Origin of the sequence: Micromonospora eburnea (assembly GCF_900090225.1) — a bacterium.
GTDB lineage: Bacteria > Actinomycetota > Actinomycetes > Mycobacteriales > Micromonosporaceae > Micromonospora > Micromonospora eburnea.
On the sequence record NZ_FMHY01000002.1, the window covers coordinates 5,777,620 to 5,798,045 of the forward strand.

The window sequence follows — 20,426 nt, forward strand, 5'->3', positions numbered from 1 at the left end:
GCTCAGACCGCGTCGGCCTGCGCCGGCAGTGTGATCAGCCCGACGTTGTGCGCCCGCAGGTGCCAACCGCGAACGCCGTCGTGGCGCAGCTCGGCCCAGTGGCAGTTGGCCAGCGAACCGACGCTCCGCAGCACCGCATGGTCCCAGCCGAGCAGGTGGCCGACGCCCTGCCGGGCGCCACCGCCGTGGGTGGTCACCACGACGGTGCCGCCGACTGCCAGGTCGGCCGCCTCCTGGAACGCGACGCCGAGGCGCTTGCCCAGGTCGTCGAGGGTCTCGATGCCGGCGCCCGGGTCCGGGTCGCCGGCGCGCCAGCGCGCGTACGCGTCGGGGAAGCGCTCGGCGACCTCGGTGAGGGCGAGGCCCTGCCACTGGCCGAAGTGGCGCTCGCGCAGCCGGGCGTCGGTGCGTACCGGCAGCCCGGTCAGCGCGGCGAGGGCGGCGGCGGTGTCGGCGGCGCGGCGCAGGTCGCTGGCGACGATGGCGTCCGGGCGCAGCGCGGCCAGCGCGGGCGCGGCGGCGCGGGCCTGCTCACGACCGAGGTCGTTCAGCGGTACGTCGGTCTGCCCCTGGACGCGGTTGGTGGCGTTCCAGTCGGTGTTGCCGTGCCGCCAGATGATCAGGCGGGTCATTCCGCGCTGGCGGTGCCGGCTGCCGAATCGGCCAGGTCCCGGTCCACGAACGGGATCTGCGGACAGTCCTTCCAGAGCCGGTCCAGGGCGTAGAACTCGCGTTCCTCGGTGTGCTGCACGTGCACCACGATGTCGACGTAGTCGAGCAGCACCCACCGGCCGCCCCGCTCGCCCTCGCGGCGGACCGGCTTGGCCTTCTCCGGCAGCTCCAGCAGGCGCTCCTCGATGGCGTCGACGATGGCGAGGACCTGGCGCTCGTTCGGAGCGGCGGCCAGCAGGAACGCGTCGGTGATGGCGAGCTGGTCGCCCACGTCGATGATGACGATGTCCTGCGCCCTCTTGTCGGCCGCGGCCTGGGCGGCGGCCATCGCCAGCTCGTGTGCGCGTTCGGAAACTGTCACCGTTCTCCTTCGATCAACCGTGCGACCCTCCAAGCCTCTCACACCTGGCGGCCCGACGACTTGCCAGTTCTGGTCGATTATGCGGACAGAGCCTCATGTTTCGGGCATAATCACCGCTGGTAGAGGCGCCGTTTGGCGATGTACTGCACCACACCGTCCGGCACCAGGTACCAGACCGGCTCCCCCCGGGAGACCCGCGCCCGGCAGTCGGTCGAGGAGATGGCCATGGCCGGGACCTGCACCAGGCTGACCGTGTCCGCGGGCAGGTGCTTGTCGGACAGCTCGAAGCCGGGGCGGGTCACGCCGATGAAGTGGGCCAGCTCGAACATCCGGTCCACTTCCTTCCAGGACAGGATGCGTTCCAGCGCGTCCGCCCCGGTGATGAAGAAGAGCTGCACCTTCGGGCCGTACTCGGCGTGCAGGTCGCGCAGGGTGTCGACGGTGTAGGTCGGGCCGCCCCGGTCGATGTCGACCCGGCTGACCTGGAAGCGCGGGTTGGAGGCGGTGGCGATCACCGTCATGAGGTAGCGGTCCTCGGCCGAGCTGACCGGCTCGTCCGCCTTCTGCCAGGGCTGGCCGGTCGGCACGAAAATCACCTCGTCCAGACCGAACCGGTCCGCCACCTCGCTGGCCGCCACCAGGTGCCCGTGGTGGATCGGGTCGAAGGTGCCGCCCATGATCCCGATCCGCCGGATGTCTTCCTCCACCAAGCGATCGTAGGCCGGGCGGAGAATCGGACCGGCGGGGCCGTCGGGCCGTCCCGGCCGGCGGTCGATCCCAGGCGGTCGGCGGCCGGCATGAGTGCGGCCGGCTGGTCGGCGCCGGGGGCTCCGGACCCGTCTGGACGGCCGTGGCCGGTGCCGGGCGGCCGGCGCCGGACGGGCGTCGGCCTCCGCCCGCCCGGCACCGTGGCCCCGCCCCCGTCAGCCGCCGACGGCGGCCACCGCCGTCCGGGCCACCAGCGCCCGCCGCAGGTCGTCGTCGCGGTCGGTCACCTCCCGTATGAGGCCGGGCGCCAGGTCGTCGCGGGCCAGCAGCGCCGCAGCCAGCTCCCGGGTGCGCTGCGACACGGCGTATCGAGGGAAGGCCAGCGAGGCGACGCGGTTGGCCGTCCAGGGGGTACGCATCCCCGCCGCCGCCGGCATGTCGGCGAAGTACCGCTCGACGTAGTCGGCGGTCAGCTCGGCCTGCTCCGGCTGCCAGAAGCCCTCGGCGGCCGCCTCGATCAGGCGGTTGGAGAGCGTGGTGTTACTGGTGATGATCTCCCACGCGGCCCGTTTGGCGTCGGCGTCGGGCAGCGCGGCCCGGCAGCGCGCGGCCCGCTCGGCGCCGGTGGCGCTGCGGTCGGCGGCCGCCTCGGCCGCGATCTCCGGCTCGCCGACCGCCCCGAGCACCACCAGCCGGCGCAGCAGCGCCCACCGCAGGTCGGCGTCCACCGCGATCCCCGCCGGAACGTCCTTGCCGGCCAGCCAGCCGGCGAGCAGCCCGGCGTCGGTGGTGGCGCCGATCAGGCCCCGGGCCGCGGCGAGTTGCAGCGAGCCGCCGGCCGGGGCGCCGGCCAGCAGTGTGGCGCAGGCCCCGGCGATCCGGCGCAGGGCCGCGTCCCGGGCCGGCAGGTCCAGGTAGCGGTCGACCAGACCTCGGCTGAGGGTGAGCACGTCCTCGGCGATGATCACCTCGGTCTCCGCCGGTAGCGCCGCCGCGATGAGCGCGACCAGCGCGTCCACCGGTCGCTCGCCGTCGGTGGCGGCGTCCAGGGCCTCGCCCCAGAGCAGTGCCCGGGCCAGCGGGTCGTCCAGCCCGGGAAGCAGCATCGGCACCGCGTCCGCCGAGGCCGGGTCGAGCCGGATCTTGGCGAACGTGAGGTCGCCGGCGTTGGGCAGCAGCAGACCGGTGGCGGGCTGCCCGATCAGCTCGGTCAGCTCGGTGCGGCCCTGGTCGGTGCCCGGGTCCAGGTCGACCTCGAAGCGGTGCGCCGGGGCGTCGGCGGCGTACCGGGCCACCCCGATGCGGTGCGGGCGCAGCACCGGGTACGCCTCCGGCGCGGTCTGCACCACCGCCGCCTCGGTCCACCGGCCGCCGGCGTCCACGGCGGTCACCATCCGCAGCGTGTTGACCTGACTGCGGCGCAGCCAGCGCTCGGCCCAGTCGGTCAGGTCCCGCCCGCTCGCGGCGGTGAGGCTGTCGAGCAGGTCGGCGAGGGTGGCGTTGCCGAACCGGTGCCTGGCGAAGTGCGCGTTCAGGCCGGCGAGGAAGGCCTCGTCACCGACCCAGGCGACGAGCTGGCGCAGCACACTGGCGCCCTTGGCGTACGAGATGCCGTCGAAGTTGAGCAGGGCCTGGGCGGCGTCGGCCACCTCCTCGGGGGCGACCGGGTGGGTGGAGGGGCGCTGGTCGGCCGCGTACCCCCAGGCCTTGCGGCGCATCGCGAAGGTGGTCCACGCCTGGTCGAAACGGGTGGCCTCGGCGGTGACCCGGGTGCCCAGGTACTCGGCGAAGGACTCGTTGAGCCACAGGTCGTCCCACCAGCGCATGGTCACCAGGTCGCCGAACCACATGTGCGCCATCTCGTGCGCGATGGTGGTGGCCCGCAGTTCCCGCTGGGTGTCGGTGACGGCCGAGCGGAAGACGTAGTCGTCGCGCAGGGTGACCAGACCCGGGTTCTCCATCGCGCCGGCGTTGAACTCGGGCACGAACGCCTGGTCGTACTTGCCGAACGGATAACGCTCGGCGAAGAGCCGGTGGAAGCGGTCGAAGCACTGCTTGGTGACGGTGAAGATCTCCGTGGCGTCGGCGTCCAGGTGCTCGGCCAGCGAGCGCCGGCAGTAGATGCCGAGCGGGATGCCGTCGTGCTCGTCGTGCCGTACGTGCCAGGGCCCGGCGATCAGCGTGAAGAAGTACGTGGCCAGGGGCGGGGTGGGGGCGAACTCCCAGCGCCCCGGCGCCGGGCGGTCGGCGAGCTGCCCGTTGGCCGCGACGGTCCACTCCGGCGGCGCGGTGACCGAGAGGGTCACCGGGGCCTTCAGGTCGGGCTGGTCGAACGCGGCGAAGATCCGCTGCACCTCGTCGAGAAAGGACGTCGCGTAGAGGTACGTCTCGCCGTCGGCCGGGTCGACGAAGCGGTGCAGGCCCTCGCCGGTGTTGGAATACGCCATCTCGGCGCTGACCGTGAGGGTGTTCATGGCGGCCAGCCCGGTCAGCGGCAGCCGGTTGTCGTCGAGGACCGCCGGGTCGAGCTCCCGGTCGTTGAGGCGTACCCCGAGCAGTCGCACGGGTTTGACCTCGGCGAAGGTCTCGGCACCGGGCGTTCCCCGGAACCGGATCGTGACGGTGGAGCGGAACCGCTCGCCGTCACCCGTCAGGTCGAGGTCCACCTCGTAGGACTCGACGGTAATCAACGCGCCACGCGCGGTCGCCTCTACACGGGTCAGGCTCGGCATCCGCTTATCCTGCCCGATGGGGATCCGGACCGGGTCCCCGGTGACGCGTGGCGATGGAGGAACAACGATGGCTCAGCACCCCAAGGGCGACTTCGACCTCACCCGGGCGGTCTGGCAGCGGGCTGAGGGCGACACGACCGAGGGCGCGGTCGAGGTGGCCTTCGTCGACGACCTGATCGGGATGCGCAACTCGGCCGAGCCGGACGGGCCGGTGCTGGTCTTCACCCAGGCCGAGTGGGACGCGTTCGTCGCGGGCGCCCAGGACGGCGAGTTCGACCTGGACTAGGGCCTGGCCTGCGCTCAGTCACCGTCGCCCCAGCCGAGGCCGCCGGGGCCGGGCGCGTGGTGGAAGCCGGGGTGGCCGGTCACATCGGCGCAGCGCTCGCCGTCAGGCCCGAGCGCCCCGCAGAACAGCCGCTCCGCCCGGTGCCAGGCGTCGGCCGGGGAGACGGCCGCCGCGCCGAGCGCCAGCTCCGGGCGGAGCAGGCTCAGCGCCTCGGCGTACGCGACGGCCAGCTCGCGGGCGACGGACGGGTCGGCCGCATCGAAGCCGAGGTGCACGGTGAAGAACCGGGGTGGCCGGGCCCCGGCCCGCCGGGGTGGGACGATCAGCGCGTTGTCGTGGTCGCCCCGGCGCAGGCCGAGGCCGGTCACCGCGCGCCGCCGCCAGTGCACCGTCCGGTCGTTACCCATCCGTCCTCCCGTCACCGGTGGCCGCCGTCGGTCGCTGCGCCGACGGATCTCAGACCGGCCCGTCGCCGGTCCACCGCCGAGGCAACCAGGTTCTCCGCGCTCTGGGAGGGGCCAGCTCCGGTATTCCCCGCTGGCCCCTCCCCCGGCCGGCCGAACGTGCCATGCTCCACGGGTCCGCCTTCGCTAGGCCGGATTCGCCCTGCCTGGCACGGGTATGAGCGGATCGCCGCCACCGGTCGCCGAGCCCGCGTCAGGAGCAGCCGATGAGCATTTCCACCGACCGCAGCCCGGAGAGCACGCTGGCGTTCCGGCGCGAGGGCTACCGGTTCATCGGCGACCACTGCGACCGGCACGGCAGCGACATCTTCCAGACCCGGTTGCTGCTGCAGCCGACCATCTGCCTGCGCGGTCGCCCGGCCGCGGAGCTGTTCTACGATCCCGCCCGCTTCGTCCGACACGGCGCGCTGCCGGCGCTGGGGCGGCTCACCCTCACCGGGGTCGGTGGCGTGCAGGGGCTCGACGACGCGGCGCACCGGGCGCGCAAGGCGATGTTGATGTCGATCATGACGCCGGCGGCGGTCCGCCACCTCGGGCGGCTCTTCGACGACGAGTGGCGGGCCCGCGTCCCGGCGTGGGCGGAGTCCGGTCCGGTGGTCCTCCACGACGAGGTCGGCCGGATGCTGACCCGCGCGGTCTGCGCCTGGGCGGGGGTGCCGCTGGGCGGTACGCAGGTCGTGCGGCGCACCGCCGACCTGCACGCGATGATCGAGGCGCCGGTCGCGGTCGGCCCGCGGTACTGGCGCGGGCTGATCGGCCGCCGGCGGGCCGAACACTGGGCCGGCGACCTGATCGAGCGGGTCCGGCACGGCGCGCTGCCCGCGCCGGAGGGCAGCGCGCTACGGGTGATCGCCAAGCACCGGGACGGCCAGGGACGGCTGCTGCCGCGCCGGATCGCGGCGGTCGAGCTGCTGAACATCATCCGCCCGACGGTCGCGGTCGACCGGTTCGTGGTCTTCGCCGCGCTGGCCCTGCACGACCATCCGTCCTGGCGGGAACGGCTGCGTGGCGACGAGCGGGCCATCGAGGGCTTCGGGCACGAGGTCCGCCGCTACTACCCGCTCTTCCCGGCGGCGGCGGCCCGGGTACGACACTCCTTCGAGTGGCAGGGGCACCACTTCCCCGAGGGTCGTCGGGTGCTGCTCGGCCTGTACGCCACCAACCACCACCCGCGGCTCTGGCCCGAGCCGGAACGGTTCCGGCCGGAACGGTTCACCGACTGGCCGGGCGATGCGTTCAGCCTGCTCCCGCAGGGCGGTGGAGACTACTTCACCGGGCACCGCTGCGCCGGGGAGTGGCTCACCATCGAGCTGCTGAAGCGGGCCGTCACCAACCTGACCGGCACGATGAGCTACCGCGTCCCGCCGCAGGACCTGGCGCTCGACCTCGGCCGGATGCCCACCCTGCCGGGCAGCGGCTTCGTCATCGACGGGGTACGCCGGATCGAGTGATCGCCTTCCCCTCGGTCGCCGCGCGCCCACCGGCCGGACCCCTGGTCGACAACGCACGCCGGGGTGACAACCGGGCTGACCGGGGCGTCGACTCCCTGCCTGATTCGTCATTTCTCTGCGGGAGCGCCCCAGCCCGGTCACAGAATTGAGGGTCTGCCCACACCCAGGCGGCGGCTGATCCACGGAGGTGACAGCGATGGCACGTGACGTGCGCGGACGCGCCCCGGCCCGGACGGCGCTCCAGAAGGTCGCCCTCGCGGTGGCCGCCGTCTTCGTGCTGATCGGCGTGCTCGGCTTCGTCCCCGGCGTCACCACGCACTACGGCGACCTGGTGTTCGCCGGTCACCACTCGAAGGCGAAGTTGTTCGGCCTGTTCCAGGTGTCGATCCTGCACAACCTGCTGCACCTGGTCTTCGGCCTGGTCGGGCTGGGGCTGGCCCGCAGCGTGGGCGGAGCGCGGCTGTTCCTGGCCGGCGGCGGCGCCGTCTACCTCGTCATCTGGCTGTACGGCTTCGGCGTCGACCGGGAAAGCTACGCGAACTTCGTGCCGTTCAACGACGCCGACAACTGGCTGCACCTCTTCCTCGGCTTCGGCATGCTGGTTCTCGGGCTGTTGCTCTCCAGGCAGGCGGGCACCGGCGGGCGGCTGGACACCCCGTTCGACCGGTCCTGACCGGCGTACAAACCGACAGCGCGGGTTCGTCGCGGTGGCGACCGTGCCGCCGCCGTCAGGCCGCGACGAGCAGCCGCTTGGCGAAGCAGACGCTGTGCGGATTGCCCACGTACTCGCCGTACACGGGGATGGGTTGGTAGCCGCAGGACCGGTAGAGGCCGATGGCCGCCGGCAGGTACGTGCCGGTTTCCAGGCACACCGTGGTGTGCCCCTGCCGGTAGGCCAGCTCCTCCAGCGCGGCCAGCAGCTGCCGGGCGATGCCCCGCCCCCGGTACGCCGGCCGCACGTACATCCGCTTCAGTTCGCCGGTGTCGGCGTCCAGCGCCTGGAGGCCGCCACACGCGACGGCTCGTCCGCCGGCCACCGCGACCAGGTAGCGGATGTCGTCATGGGTGACCGTCGCCTGGCCGGGCAGCCCCCCGTCGGCGTCGCGCAGCTCGCGCTGCTGCGCCTCGACCAGGGTGGCGACCTCGGGGTCGGTGGCGGGCCGGGATTCGATCAGCATTCCGTCACGCTAGGACCGGCGGATTTCGCGGAGGTTTCCGGACAACGACCCGATCACGGACGGGACGGGGCTACTCCCAGTCGTCGTCGGCGTCGTCGTCCTGCGGGGCGGCCGCAACCTCGTCGGCCGGGCGCTGCCGGCGTGCCTTGCGGGCGGCCAGCCGCTCGGCGGCCGAGGCACGGGTCGACTTCTCCTCCAGGCGGATGTCGGTGCCCCGGTTGCCCGGGACGAAGTCGACGCCGGCGTAGAGGGTGGGCTGCCAGTCGAACTCCCGACCGCCGATGCGGACCAGGTCGCCGGCCTGCGCGCCGGCCTTGGCCAGCTTCTCCTCGACGCCGAGCCGGGCCAGCCGGTCGGCCAGGTAGCCCACCGCCTCGTCGTTGTCGAAGTTGGTCTGCCGGACCCAGCGCTCCGGGCGGGTGCCCCGGACGGTGTACGAACCGTCCTCCTCCGCCTCGATGGTGAAGCCGGCGTCGTCGACCGCCTTCGGGCGGATCACGATCCGGGTCGGCTCGGCCGGCGGCGCCGCGCTGCGGGCCTGCTCGACCAGCTCCGCCATCGCATACGTCAGTTCCTTGAGCCCCTCGCGGGTGGCGGTGGAGATCTCGAAGACCCGCAGGCCCCGCGCCTCCAGGTCGGGCCGGACGATCTCGGCGAGATCCCGGCCGTCCGGTACGTCGATCTTGTTGAGCGCGACCAGGCGGGGCCGGTCGGCCAGACCGCCGTACTCGGCCAGCTCGGCCTCGATCGTGTCGATGTCCGCGAGCGGATCCCGGCCCGGCTCCAGCGTGGCGCTGTCGACGACGTGCACCAGCACGGCGCAGCGCTCGACGTGACGGAGGAACTCCAGGCCCAACCCCTTGCCGGTGGCCGCGCCCGGGATCAGCCCCGGCACGTCGGCCACGGTGAAGGTGTGGTTGTCCACCCGGACCACGCCCAGGTTCGGCACCAGGGTGGTGAACGGGTAGTCGGCGATCTTCGGCTTGGCGGCGGAGATGACCGAGATCAGCGACGACTTCCCGGCCGACGGGAAGCCGACCAGGCCGACGTCGGCGACGCTCTTCAGCTCCAGCACCACGTCCAGCCGGTCGCCGGGCTCGCCCAGCTCGGCGAAGCCGGGGGCCTTTCGCCGGGCGTTGGCCAGCGCGGCGTTGCCCCGGCCGCCCCGGCCGCCCCGGGCCGCCTCGAAGGTGGTGCCGGCGCCGACCAGATCGGCCAGCACCTCACCGTCGAGGCCCAGCACCACGGTGCCGTTCGGCACCTTGATCACCAGATCCCGACCGTTGGCGCCGTCCCGGTTCGAACCCGCGCCGCCCTTGCCGTTCTCGGCCTTCATGTGCGGGCGGAAGTGGAAGTCGAGCAGCGTGGTCACCTGCGGGTCGACCACCAGCGAGACGCTGCCGCCGTGCCCGCCATCGCCGCCGTCCGGACCACCGAAGGGCTTGAACTTCTCCCGGTGGATCGAGACACAGCCGTGCCCGCCGTCGCCGGCCTGCATGTGCAGGACGACCCGGTCAACGAACGTCGTCACGCGGACAATCCTTCCATCGGGGTAGGCCCCGCACGGTGAAAAGCGAAGCGGGCCGGGACACCAGGTCCGCGGCCCGCCAACGCCTTCGAACTACTGCTGCGGCACGATGCTGACGGTCTTGCGGCCGCGCTTGGTGCCGAACTGGACCGAACCGGCGGCCAGCGCGAAGAGCGTGTCGTCGCCGCCACGGCCGACCAGGTCACCGGGGTGGAACTTGGTGCCGCGCTGACGGATGATGATCTCGCCCGCGTTGACGAGCTGACCACCGAAGCGCTTCACGCCGAGCCGCTGGGCCGCGGAGTCGCGACCGTTACGCGAGCTGGACGCACCCTTTTTGTGAGCCATTGGAGGACGACCTACTTCCCGCTGGAGATGCCGGTCACCTTGACCTGGGTCAGCGGCTGGCGGTGACCCTGGCGCTTGTGGTAGCCGGTCTTGTTCTTGAACTTGTGGATCCGGATCTTCGGGCCCTTGGTGTGCGCGGCGATCTCACCGGACACCGAGACCTGGGCAAGCTTCGCCGCGTCGGTCACCAGGTCGTCACCGTCGACGAGGAGCACCGCGGTGAGCTTCACCGCGTCGCCGGGGGCACCGGCGAGCTTCTCGACCTCGATCACGTCGCCCTCGGCGACCTTGTACTGCTTGCCGCCGGTCTTGACGATCGCGTACATCGGAGGCGGACTCCCTGTCGTTGAGGCTGCTGGCGGTCGTTCCCACGGCGACTCGCCGGGTAATCGTGACACCGGCTGCGCGGGCACGCGGGAACTCGGCACACCAAAGTGCGCCGCAGGTTAGCGTACGCCATGCCGGGCCCGCCGCCCAAACCGGGCCGCCCGTCAGCCGGGGACGAAGTCGGTCGGGGCACGGTCCGGAGCGGGGCGACCGGTGGGGCCGGTACGGCGAGGCCCACCGCGAAGAGTCGGATCGTCCGGGTCGGCGTAGCCCACGCCGGCGCAGCACCCCCCGACCAACGCCGAGCCCACGGAACCCCGAGGCGGTCCTGTTCCCGGCCGGAGCACGCCATCCCGCCTGGCGGGCGAGCCGCAGCGCCTCCCGGGCGTCCGCGGTTGAAGAGCGCACTCCCCCCGGCGCACGCCGTCCCGCCCGGAAGGCGCACTTCCCCGCCGGGGGCAGGAACGACGAAACCCTCCCGCCGGCTCTGCTGCCGGCAGGAGGGGCCCGTCGAACGTGGTACCGGTCAGCGGCTCACGGCCGGGTGCGCCGCCGCGCCCCGCCCCGCCGGGAACGCCGCCGGCCGAGGCCGCCCTCCTCCTCGGCCTCGCCGTCACCGATCGCGTCCGGGTCGTCCGCCGCGGCCAGCCGTGCCGAGCTGCCCTCCTGGCTGTCGGCGACCGCCGGGGCGGCCGGCGTCTCGGTCTCGTACCGGGACAGGTCGTAGCCCATCGTGTCGTGGTAGTCGGCGTCCGCCTGGGCGTCCGTCACCTCGGCGACGGTCTTCTCCGGCGCGGCCTTGCGGCTCCGGCGCCGGGAACCACCCCGCTCCTCGGCGGCCGGGGTGGTGACGGCCGAGGCGACCGCCTTGACCTTCTCCCCCGCACCACCGCCGGTCCGCGGCTTCTCCGGCACCGGCTCGGTGTGAATGATCACGCCGCGGCCCTTGCAGCACTCGCAGGTCTCGCTGAACGCCTCCAGCAGGCCGGCGCCGATCCGCTTGCGGGTCATCTGCACCAGACCCAGTGAGGTGATCTCGGTGACCTGGTGCTTGGTGCGGTCCCGGCCCAGGCACTCGGTGAGCCGGCGCAGCACCAGCTCCCGGTTCGACTCCAGGACCATGTCGATGAAGTCGATCACCACGATGCCACCGAGGTCGCGCAGCCGCAGCTGGCGCACGATCTCCTCGGCCGCCTCCAGGTTGTTGCGGGTGACCGTCTCCTCCAGGTTGCCCCCGGAACCGGTGTACTTGCCGGTGTTGACGTCGATGACGGTCATCGCCTCGGTCCGGTCGATCACCAGCGAGCCGCCGGAGGGCAGGAAGACCTTGCGGTCCAGCCCCTTGAGGATCTGCTCGTCGATCCGGTACTCGGCGAAGACGTCGGTGGTGCCGGCGTGCCGGCGCAGCCGGGCGACCAGGTCCGGCGAGACGTGCGACAGGTACGACTCGACCATGTCGTACGCCTGCTCGCCCTCGATGACCAGCTCGCGGAAATCCTCGTTGAACAGGTCCCGGACCACCCGGATGACCAGATCCGGCTCCTCGTAGAGCAGCACCGGGGCACCGCCCTCGGCCGCCTTGGCCTGGATGTCCTCCCACTGCGCCTGGAGCCGCTTGACGTCCCGGGCCAACTCGTCCTCGCTGGCGCCCTCGGCGGCCGTCCGGACGATCACCCCGGCGCCGTCCGGCACCAGCTTCTTGAGGATGTCCCGCAGCCGCTTGCGCTCGGTGTCCGGCAGCTTCCGGCTGATGCCGGAGGCGTTGCCGTTCGGCACGTAGACCAGGTGCCGGCCGGAGAGCGCGATGTGGCTGGTCAGCCGCGCGCCCTTGTGCCCGATCGGGTCCTTGGTGACCTGCACGAGCACCGAGTCGCCCGACTTGAGCGCATGCTCGATCGACCGGGCGCGGCCCTCCAGGCCCGTGGTGTCCCAGTTGACCTCGCCGGCGTAGAGCACGGCGTTACGGCCGCGCCCGATGTCGACGAAGGCCGCCTCCATGCTGGGCAGGACGTTCTGCACCTTGCCCAGGTAGACGTTGCCGGCCATGGTGCCGGCCGAGTTACGGGTGACGTAGTGCTCGACCAGCACACCGTCCTCGAGGACGGCGATCTGGGTCCGGTCACCGCGCTGCCGGACGGCCATCACCCGGTCGACCGCCTCCCGGCGGGCCAGGAACTCCGACTCGCTCAGGATCGGCGGCCGGGTACGCCGCTGCTCCCGGCCGTCCCGGCGGCGCTGCCGCTTGGCTTCCAGCCGGGTCGAACCGGTGACGCCCTGCACCTCGTCGACCGGCCGGCGGGGCTCGCGGATCTTGACGACCGTGGGCACACCGTCCTCGGAGGGGGCCTCGACGTCACCCGCGCCCCGACGGCGACGGCGACGCCGACGGCGGGTCATCCCGTCGCCCTCGGCTTCCTCCTCGGCCTCTTCCTCGGCCTCTTCGGTCTCCTCGGCCTCGGCGCTCTCGGCCTCGATCGCTTCCTCGGCCTCGTCCTCCTCGACGTCCTCGACGCCGCCCTTGCCCCGGCCCCGGCCGCGGCGGCCCCGGCGGCGGCGACGCCGGCCAGAGATCGTCTCCTCCTCGTCCTCCTCCGCCTCGGCGGTCTCCTCGGCCTCGGCGGTCGGCTCGGCCTCTGCCTCGACCTCGACCGGCTCCGCCTCGCGACGGGCACGCCGGCGGCGTCGGCCGGTCTCCACCGGCTCCTCGGCCGGCTCCTCGACGGCCGGTCCGGTGACCCGGACGATCGGCATCTCCTCCGGCTGCGGCGCCATGAACAGGACAGTCGGCGCGGAGAGGGCGGCCCGCCGTCGACGGCTGGTCCGCTCCGGCTCCCCGGCGGGCTGCTCGGTCACCCCCGGGACGGCGGCACCCGGCGCGACCTCGCCGGGCCGTTCCTCCGGACCCCGGGCCGGGGTGGTCTCGACGGCCGGCGGCACCTCGGCCACGCCCTCGCCGATCGGCGTGGGCGTGCCGGCCCGCTTCCGGGCCGGCGGCGGCCCGGTCTCCTCGTCCTCGGGCTCCTCCTCGACCGGCGCGGCCTCGGCCGACGGCTCGGCGCCCGCACCGGTTTCGCCACCGGTCTCCGCCTGCGGCTCGGCCTCCGCCGGCGCCTCGGCCTCCGCTGCGGCGGTCTCGGCCGGCGCTTCGGTCGCGGACTCCTCGATGGGCGCCTCCGCGGGGGACGCGGCGGCCTTCCGACGGCGGGTACGGGTCACCTTGACCGGCGGGACGACCTCGTCGGAGGCCGCCTCCACGCCGGTGGCGACCACCGGCTCCTCGACCGCCTTCGCGGTGGTCGCCTTGCGCCGCCGTCGCGTGGTCTTCGGCGCGGCCTCCAACTCACCGGCCACCGGCGCGAACACCTCGGCCTGCGGCGCTTCGCCGCTGGTTGTGCCGGCGTCGGTCGGTGCCTCGACCGGCGCGTCGGTCTGCTCCGGCTGGTTGAGCGGGGCGGCCTTGCGGCGGCTGGCCCGCTTGCGAGCCGGCGGCTTCGTCTCGGGAGTGCTGTCGGTGCTGCTGGCGGGTGTCTCGGCCGGTTCCGCGCCGGTCCGCTCGCCGCCCTCGGGCTCGTTCTCGAGCATGGACGTTCTCCAGTTCTGGCTGCCCCGGGCGCGGGTGAGCGCTGCCACGCAGGGTCGCCGCAAAAGGTGTTTCCGCCGGGCGCGCAGGTGCGCGACCAGCCGAAGTCTGCCTGCCAGAGCGTTGACCGACGGTCAGCGCTCTCCGATGGCTGCCCCGTCGCGATCCGCATCCAACGGATCAACGATCTCGCCCTGCGCGGTCAGCGTGCCCTGCGCCAGCCGGATCACCCTCGGGGCGACCGGCGGCTCCAGGTCGGCCACCACGCGGAGGCCGGAAAGGACGTCATCGGGGCGTACGGACGGGGTGACCTGCCGCACGACCACTTCGAGTATCGCACACGGTACGGCTGTCGCCCGGGAAGGCGTCTCCGCCGGAGGCAGCACATCGATGCCGATGACGGCCGCCCGCGCGTCGAACGTGCGCCGCCCCTGTTTGGTCATCCTCTCGACCTGGATCACCTCGGCGGCGGTGAACGCGGCCACCGCCGCCCCCAGCACGGCCGGGTCGACCTCCGGCAGTTCGATCCGCCACCGCGACGCCTCGATCCGGTCGGGCAGGCTGCCGCCGGTGGCCTCCACCGCGTCGAGCACGTCGAGTCCGGGCGAGAGCGCCGCGTCCAGGGCGCTCCGCAGCCGCTCCGGGTCGACCGGCTCGCGCAGGCCGATCTCCAGGTACTCGGCCTCGCTGGCGACGCCCGTCGGCGCGGCGGAGGCGTACGAGATCTTCGGGTGCGGGGTGAAGCCCTGGGAGAAGGCGATCGGTACGCCGGCCCGGCGCAGCGCGCGCTCGAAGGCCCGGGCGAAGTCCCGGTGCGAGGTGAACCGCAGCGGTCCACGCTTGGCGTACCGGATCCGGACCCGCTGGACGACCGGCGCCTGGCCGCCCTCGGGTTGAGGCTTTCTGGCGATCGTGAGCTCCTCAGGTGTACCTGCGTGTCGTTCCATCCTGGCGCAGTGCCCGGGACGGTACGCAGCCGGGGCGGCCGGGGCGGCCCGGAAAGTCGGCCGAAACCGGTCACTCACCCCCGCACCACCCGCCCCGGGCACGGCGAGGCCGGCCGGTGACGCCTCGGTCGACCGGCCGGCCACGACGATCAGGACTGGTTCCCGCCCGACGGCGGGGACGTCCCGGGCGGCGCGGGAGGCGCGCCCGGCGGCGGATAAGTCCCGGCCGGCCCGCCCGGCGGCGGAGCGTACCCGGGAGGCGGTGCGTAGCCGGGCTGTGAAACGTGCCCGGGTGGTGTGGGGTACCCGCCCGGGGCTGGCGACGCGCCCGGCGGATGGTGGCCGACCGGAACCGGTGGGCCGCCGGGTGGGCCGTAGCCGGCGGCGGGAGCCTGGCCGAGACCACCGTCGGCGGCGCGCGCCACGTCGCGTCGGTACCGGCGCCGGTTCCAGATCAGGAAGAACGCCAGCGCCAGCAGGACCACCAGCACCACGGCGATGCCGATACCGATGATCATGACCTGCTGGTCGGTGGGACCGCCCCGGTCGCCGTACTTGGTCACGTCGAAGTTGTCGTCCTCGGCCGCCTGGGGCGGGGCCGAACTGGCCGCCTTCGCGTCGAGGAGCGGGTTCGCGGAAACCGTCGGGACGTTCGCGGTCAGCGCGGCGACCGGGTCGATCCGGCCGAAGCCGTACTGCGGGTCCCGGCCGGACGGCCCGGCGTCCCGAGCCGTCTTGATGATTCGGTTGATCACGTTCGGCGCGTCGAGGTCCGGGTACTTCGACCGGATCAGCGCCGCGACGCCGGAGACGATGGCGGTGGCGTCGGAGGTGCCGTCACCCCAGCCATAGCCGTGATCGGGGCCGATGTTGTAGATGCTGTCGGCCGGGGCGGAGACCACGGCCGCCGGTCCCTGCACCGACCCGGACCAGAAGGCGCCGCCCCGGGTCGTCCCGGTCACCGCGATCACGCCGGGGACGTTCGCGGGGGCGATCACGTCGAAGTGTCCCTTGGCGGTGTTGCCCGCGCCGGCGACCACCACGACATTCCGGTCGAGGGCGTACTTGATCGCGCTCTCGTCGTCGGCGCTGGCTGCGCCGGGCCAACCCTGCGACAGGTTGATCACCTTGGCGCCGCCGTCGACGGCCATCCGGATGCCGGGGGCGATCGCCTCGTTGCTGCGCTTGTCCTTGCCCTTGAACAGCTTGATGGGCAGGATCTTCGCGTCGGGGGCGATGCCGTCCACGCCGTCGCGGCTGGCGTTGGTGGCGGCGATGATGCCGGCCATGTGGGTGCCGTGCCCGTCCTCGTCGGCCCGCCCGTCGCCGGCGGCACCGTAGCTGCGACCCCCGGCCAGCACCCGGCCTCGGAGATCGGGATGGGTCGCGTCGACGCCGCTGTCCACCACCGCGACGATCACGCCTCGACCGGTGGACAACTTGTGCGCCTGGTCGATCTGGAGTTCGTCCAGGTACCACTGTTCGGCCCGTCTGGGTGCGGCGGCCGCCGGTTGGGCGGCCCCCAGCACCATGAGCCCGGCCGTCAGGCCGGCCACGACCGGCCGGAACGCGCCGACGTTCAACCTCATCCGTCCGTCCTCATCGCAGGATGCCCGGGGACGCGTCGTCACCGGTGCCCCACGGATCGTCGTCCTCAGTCAACCACGACGAATGCTCGGTGCCGGTGCCGCCGTGCCCGGCCCCGCCGTGGCCGCCCATCATGCCGCCACCCATCATGCCGCCGCCGCGCATACCAGCCACGCCACCGGCACCGGCCCCGGCACCGGCGCCGGTCGCGTTACGCAGTGCGCTGGCCGCGCTGGTCATCGGCGGGAGTTTGCCGTTGCCGCCGCCGACCATGCCCGGGACGCCGCCCACGCCGATCCCGCCGGCCGCGCCGACGCCGCCACCGATCCCACCGGCCGAGCCGACGCCGGGCGAGCCGCCACCGAAGCCGCCACCGCCACCGCCGAGGCCCATGGTGCTGCCGCCACCGCCGAGCCCGGTCGAGCCGCCGTACCCGCTACCGATGGTCGGGGTGCCGGCGCCGGCCAGGCCGGTGCCGTAGTCGCGGCCACCGGTGCCCGGGCCCGGGTACCCCGCGCCGGTGGACGGCAGCGTCGTGGAGCCCGAGTGCCCGCCACCGAAGCCGCCACCGGTGGTGGGCGGCGCGACGGACGAGTGGCCCCCGCCACCGCCGAACGAACCGCCGCCGCCACCGATGCTGCCGACCGAGGGGCCACCGCCACCGATGCCGCCGCCACCACCACCGATGCCACCACCGATGCCACCACCGATGCCGCCGCCACCACCACCACCGCCGTCCGGGAAGCCCGTCGGCGGTTTGCGGGTGTCCGGCTTGTAGTCGTCAATCCCGCCGTTGTCCGGCTGCGGTACGACCAGCTTGGGCCGCTCGGTCACCACGGCGGCGGGCAGCGGCGACATGGCGCTGTTGGCCGCCTGCTGATTGTCGTTGTACCAGTTGTCCAGGTGGGACTTGGTGTCCCACCAGCCGCCCCGCTTGTGGTCCTCCGCTTTGCCGTCGATCTTCATGGTCGCTTCGAGGTCGTCGGCCTTGTCGCGGAACGCGCCGTCGGCGTACGAGGCGGGGTTGCTCTGGTAGTCCTTGCGCAGCGCGGCCAGAAAGCCCGATTCGCTCTCGCCGTCGCGGGCGTCGTCCAGCTCGGTGCCGTTGGGCAGGCTCCACTCGTTCCAGCCGAAGTCGTCCATCAACGGGATCGGAATGCTCGCGACGGACTTACGGATGTCACCCTCGATCCGCGACAACGCCCCGCTGACGTTGCTCGCGTGGGTGATCAGCTCCTCGATGTCCTTGCCGATCTCACCGAGGTGTTCCCGGTACGCGTCGCCGCCGCTGCCCTTCCACCCGGCCAGCATGCCGGGCAGGCCAGCGGTGTGCGGACGCTCCGTGCCGGGCGCGATCGGGCCGATGAACGACCGCCCGACCAGCGAGTCCCGCAGGTAACCCAGCGCGGTGGAGAGATTGCTCCACCCCGCGCCGACGTCGCCTACCGTCCCCGGATCCGCGGAGAGCGTCACCTCCCGGACGCACTGCTCCCAGGTTGCCATCGCTTTCCCCCTCAGGCCGTGTACGGGTAGGTGGACGGATCGCCCGTGGTGGGCGGCGGGGCGGCGGACTCCAGCAGACGCTCGATCTGCTTGCCGTTGGCGGCGTTGCGCGCCTCGGCGTCGCGGAACGCCTGGGCGATGTCCTCGGTGCCCTGCTTCAGCGCGGCCAGCCTGCCGGAGAGCGACTTCAGGTGCGCCTCCATGTTGGCCGTCGACCTGGTCAGCGCCTGCCACTGCATGCGGGCGTCCTCGTACGCGCCGAACGGGGTGCCGTTCGGGACGGTCTGGGCGTTGCTGCTGTCGCCCTTCATCCGCTCCTTGATGCGTTCCATCTCGTAGCTGATGGTGTCGTCGACGTACTGCTTGAGGCGCTCGACGTAGTCCGCCGCGGCGTCCAGGTCCTCGACGCTGACCTGCAGATCGCCGGTGTCCGGCGGCTGGATTCCACCCATGCTGCTGCCCTCCCCGCTACCGACCCCCGGCCGGTCCAATACGGACGCAGCGTATCGAGTGACGGCCGGTCGAGGCACCCCCACCCCACGTCACGGGAACGCCGGCCCGACGACGGGCCGGACACGACGGAGCGCGGGAACCCGGTGGGTCCCCGCGCTCCGGATGGCTGTTACCGCTCGGCGGCGGTCGGCAGCTTCAGGCCGTTGACCGGGGTCAACGGCAGCAGCTTCTTGCCGGTCGGGCCGATCTGGATCTCGGTGTCCATGGCCGGGCACACACCGCAGTCGAAGCACGGGGTCCACCGGCAGTCGTCCTGCTCGTACTCGCTCAGGGCGTCCTGCCAGTCCTGCCAGAGCCAGTCCTTGTCCAGGCCCGAGTCCAGGTGGTCCCAGGGCAGGACCTCCAACTCGTCGCGCTCCCGAGTGGTGTACCAGTCGAGGTCCACCCCGAAGGCCGGCAGCACCTCGGCGGCGGCGTCCACCCAGCGCTGGTACGAGAAGTGCTCGCTCCACCCGTCGAACCGGCCGCCGTTCTCCCAGACCTTGCGGATCACCGCGCCGGCCCGGCGGTCGCCCCGGGACAGCAGACCCTCGATCAGCGACGGCTCGCCGTCGTGGTAGCGGAAACCGATCGCCCGGCCCAGCGACCGGTCCGCGTTGATCGCCTGCTTGAGCAGCTTGAGCCGGCTGTCGATGACCTCCGGCCGTTCCATCGCCGCCCACTGGAACGGGGTGTGCGGCTTCGGCACGAAGCCGCCGATGGAGACCGTGCAGCGGATGTCCTTGGAACCGGTGGCCGCCCGGCCGGCCTTGATGACCTCGTGGGCCATCCGGGCGATCTGCAGGACGTCCTCGTCGGTCTCGGTGGGCAGGCCGCACATGAAGTAGAGCTTCACCTGCCGCCAGCCGTTGGTGTACGCGGTGACCACGGTGCGGATGAGGTCCTCCTCCGACACCATCTTGTTGATCACCTTGCGGATCCGCTCCGACCCGCCCTCCGGGGCGAAGGTCAGGCCGGCACGCCGGCCGTTGCGCGACAGCTCCTGGGCCAGGTCGATGTTGAACGCGTCCACCCGGGTCGACGGCAGCGACAGCGAGACGTTGGTGCCCGCGTACTGCTCGGCCAGGCCGGAGCACATGTCGCCGATCTCGGAGTGGTCGGCCGACGACAGCGACAGGAGGCCCACCTCGTGGAAGCCGGAGAACTCCAGCCCCTGCTGCACCATCTGGCCGACCGTGGTGATCGAGCGCTCCCGTACCGGGCGGGTGATCATGCCCGCCTGGCAGAACCGGCAGCCGCGCGTGCAGCCCCGGAAGATCTCCACCGCGAACCGCTCGTGGACCGTCTCGGCCAGCGGGACCAGGGGCTTCTTCGGGTACGGCCAGGCGTCCAGGTCCATCGTCGTGCGCTTGTGCACCCGGAACGGCACGTCCGGGCGGTTCGGCACGACCCGCTGGATCCGGCCGTCGGGCAGGTAGTCCACGTCGTAGAAGCGCGGCACGTACACGCTCTCGGTCCGGGCCAGCCGCAGCAGCAGCTCGTCCCGCCCACCGGGGCAGCCCTCGGCCTTCCAGTCCCGCACGATCGCGGTGATCTCCAGCACCGCCTCCTCGCCGTCACCGAGCACGGCGGCGTCCACGAAGTCGGCGATCGGCTCCGGGTTGAAGGCGGCGTGCCCGCCGGCCACGATCACCGGGTCGGCATCGGTGCGGTCGGCGGCGAGCAGCGGGATGCCGGCCAGGTCGATCGCGGTGAGCAGGTTGGTGTAACCCAGCTCGGTGGAGAAGGAGACGCCGAACACGTCGAAGTCGCGCACCGAGCGGTGCGCGTCGACGGTGAACTGCGGCACGCCGTGGGCGCGCATCAGCCGCTCCAGGTCCGGCCAGACCGCGTACGTCCGCTCGGCGAGCACGTCGGGCAGCTCGTTGAGCACCTCGTAGAGGATCTGCACGCCCTGGTTCGGCAGGCCCACCTCGTACGCGTCGGGATACATCAGCGCCCACCGGACGGTCACGGCGTCCCAGTCCTTGACCACCGCACCCAGCTCACCGCCGACGTACTGGATGGGCTTGGTCACCTGGGGCAGCAGCGGCTCCAGCCGAGGCCAAACGGAATTGGCCGCGACCGGGCGCGGCGTCGTGGACGGGGCACTCATGATGCCCAAGGGTACGCGGTGCCCCGCCGCCCACCACGCCGCACCGCAGCACTTCCACCACCGGCTCACCTGGATCTTGGACACTTCCCGTTCACACGGCAACTCTCCAAGATCACCGTCGGCGATCGGGTGAGACGCGGATTCGG

The 20,426-nt window shown here is 72.8% G+C and carries 18 protein-coding genes; 3 read left to right on the forward strand and 15 right to left on the reverse strand.

Features of this window, described 5'->3' with window-relative positions; translation table 11 throughout:
- Positions 1-2 precede the first annotated feature (2 nt).
- The 4 genes from GA0070604_RS24965 to pepN all read right to left on the reverse strand — a co-directional run bounded on the left by GA0070604_RS24965 (position 3) and on the right by pepN (position 4,473).
- Positions 3-632, reverse strand: a complete 630-nt coding sequence (locus GA0070604_RS24965; protein WP_091123495.1) for a histidine phosphatase family protein — start codon at positions 630-632, stop codon at positions 3-5.
- A complete protein-coding gene (gene rsfS, locus GA0070604_RS24970) occupies positions 629-1,033 on the reverse strand; it encodes a ribosome silencing factor (RefSeq protein WP_091123498.1) in 405 nt (134 codons plus the stop codon). The genes GA0070604_RS24965 and rsfS overlap by 4 nt, the downstream gene beginning before the upstream one ends.
- A gap of 110 nt (positions 1,034-1,143) precedes the next feature.
- Positions 1,144-1,740, reverse strand: a complete 597-nt coding sequence (gene nadD, locus GA0070604_RS24975; RefSeq protein WP_091123501.1) for a nicotinate-nucleotide adenylyltransferase — start codon at positions 1,738-1,740, stop codon at positions 1,144-1,146.
- Positions 1,741-1,956: 216 nt separating this feature from the next.
- Positions 1,957-4,473, reverse strand: a complete 2,517-nt coding sequence (pepN, locus tag GA0070604_RS24980) for an aminopeptidase N (RefSeq protein WP_091123504.1) — start codon at positions 4,471-4,473, stop codon at positions 1,957-1,959.
- A 67-nt stretch (positions 4,474-4,540) separates the two neighbouring features.
- Between pepN and GA0070604_RS24985 the strand changes: the two genes are divergently transcribed.
- Positions 4,541-4,759, forward strand: coding sequence for a DUF397 domain-containing protein (locus GA0070604_RS24985; protein ID WP_091123508.1), 219 nt, complete (start codon positions 4,541-4,543; stop codon positions 4,757-4,759).
- A gap of 14 nt (positions 4,760-4,773) precedes the next feature.
- Here GA0070604_RS24985 and GA0070604_RS24990 read toward each other — a convergent pair whose 3' ends face one another.
- Complete coding sequence (locus GA0070604_RS24990) at positions 4,774-5,166, reverse strand: hypothetical protein (RefSeq protein WP_091123512.1); 393 nt, start codon at positions 5,164-5,166, stop codon at positions 4,774-4,776.
- Between the two features lie 263 nt (positions 5,167-5,429).
- On the opposite strand from GA0070604_RS24990, the gene GA0070604_RS24995 reads away from it, so the two are divergent.
- Positions 5,430-6,674, forward strand: a complete 1,245-nt coding sequence (locus tag GA0070604_RS24995; protein ID WP_091123516.1) for a cytochrome P450 — start codon at positions 5,430-5,432, stop codon at positions 6,672-6,674.
- 196 nt (positions 6,675-6,870) lie between these two features.
- Positions 6,871-7,347 (forward strand): DUF4383 domain-containing protein, encoded by a 477-nt coding sequence (locus GA0070604_RS25000; protein WP_091123520.1) that lies wholly within the window; start codon positions 6,871-6,873, stop codon positions 7,345-7,347.
- A gap of 55 nt (positions 7,348-7,402) precedes the next feature.
- Here GA0070604_RS25000 and GA0070604_RS25005 read toward each other — a convergent pair whose 3' ends face one another.
- The 10 genes from GA0070604_RS25005 to GA0070604_RS25050 all read right to left on the reverse strand — a co-directional run bounded on the left by GA0070604_RS25005 (position 7,403) and on the right by GA0070604_RS25050 (position 20,280).
- Positions 7,403-7,852: a GNAT family N-acetyltransferase gene (locus GA0070604_RS25005; protein ID WP_091123523.1), complete on the reverse strand. Its 450-nt coding sequence runs from the start codon at positions 7,850-7,852 to the stop codon at positions 7,403-7,405.
- A 70-nt stretch (positions 7,853-7,922) separates the two neighbouring features.
- On the reverse strand, positions 7,923-9,383 hold the full coding sequence (obgE, locus tag GA0070604_RS25010) for a GTPase ObgE (protein ID WP_091123525.1): 1,461 nt from the start codon (positions 9,381-9,383) through the stop codon (positions 7,923-7,925).
- A gap of 90 nt (positions 9,384-9,473) precedes the next feature.
- A complete protein-coding gene (gene rpmA, locus GA0070604_RS25015) occupies positions 9,474-9,728 on the reverse strand; it encodes a 50S ribosomal protein L27 (RefSeq protein WP_091123531.1) in 255 nt (84 codons plus the stop codon).
- Positions 9,729-9,739: 11 nt separating this feature from the next.
- On the reverse strand, positions 9,740-10,054 hold the full coding sequence (rplU, locus tag GA0070604_RS25020; RefSeq protein WP_089005670.1) for a 50S ribosomal protein L21: 315 nt from the start codon (positions 10,052-10,054) through the stop codon (positions 9,740-9,742).
- A gap of 535 nt (positions 10,055-10,589) precedes the next feature.
- On the reverse strand, positions 10,590-13,637 hold the full coding sequence (locus GA0070604_RS25025) for an Rne/Rng family ribonuclease (protein ID WP_091123535.1): 3,048 nt from the start codon (positions 13,635-13,637) through the stop codon (positions 10,590-10,592).
- Between the two features lie 132 nt (positions 13,638-13,769).
- Positions 13,770-14,582, reverse strand: a complete 813-nt coding sequence (locus tag GA0070604_RS25030) for a TIGR03936 family radical SAM-associated protein (RefSeq protein ID WP_091127401.1) — start codon at positions 14,580-14,582, stop codon at positions 13,770-13,772.
- Between the two features lie 149 nt (positions 14,583-14,731).
- The gene (gene mycP, locus GA0070604_RS25035; RefSeq protein WP_091123537.1) at positions 14,732-16,171 is read right to left on the reverse strand and encodes a type VII secretion-associated serine protease mycosin; all 1,440 of its coding nucleotides are present in this window, start codon (positions 16,169-16,171) and stop codon (positions 14,732-14,734) included.
- Positions 16,172-16,181: 10 nt separating this feature from the next.
- Positions 16,182-17,672 carry a hypothetical protein gene (locus tag GA0070604_RS32745; protein WP_091123540.1) on the reverse strand — a complete coding sequence of 497 codons (1,491 nt, stop codon included), beginning with the start codon at positions 17,670-17,672 and terminating at the stop codon, positions 16,182-16,184.
- 11 nt (positions 17,673-17,683) lie between these two features.
- Positions 17,684-18,124, reverse strand: coding sequence for a hypothetical protein (locus GA0070604_RS25045; protein ID WP_091123543.1), 441 nt, complete (start codon positions 18,122-18,124; stop codon positions 17,684-17,686).
- A gap of 170 nt (positions 18,125-18,294) precedes the next feature.
- Positions 18,295-20,280: a TIGR03960 family B12-binding radical SAM protein gene (locus GA0070604_RS25050; protein ID WP_091123546.1), complete on the reverse strand. Its 1,986-nt coding sequence runs from the start codon at positions 20,278-20,280 to the stop codon at positions 18,295-18,297.
- Between the last annotated feature and the right edge of the window lie 146 nt (positions 20,281-20,426).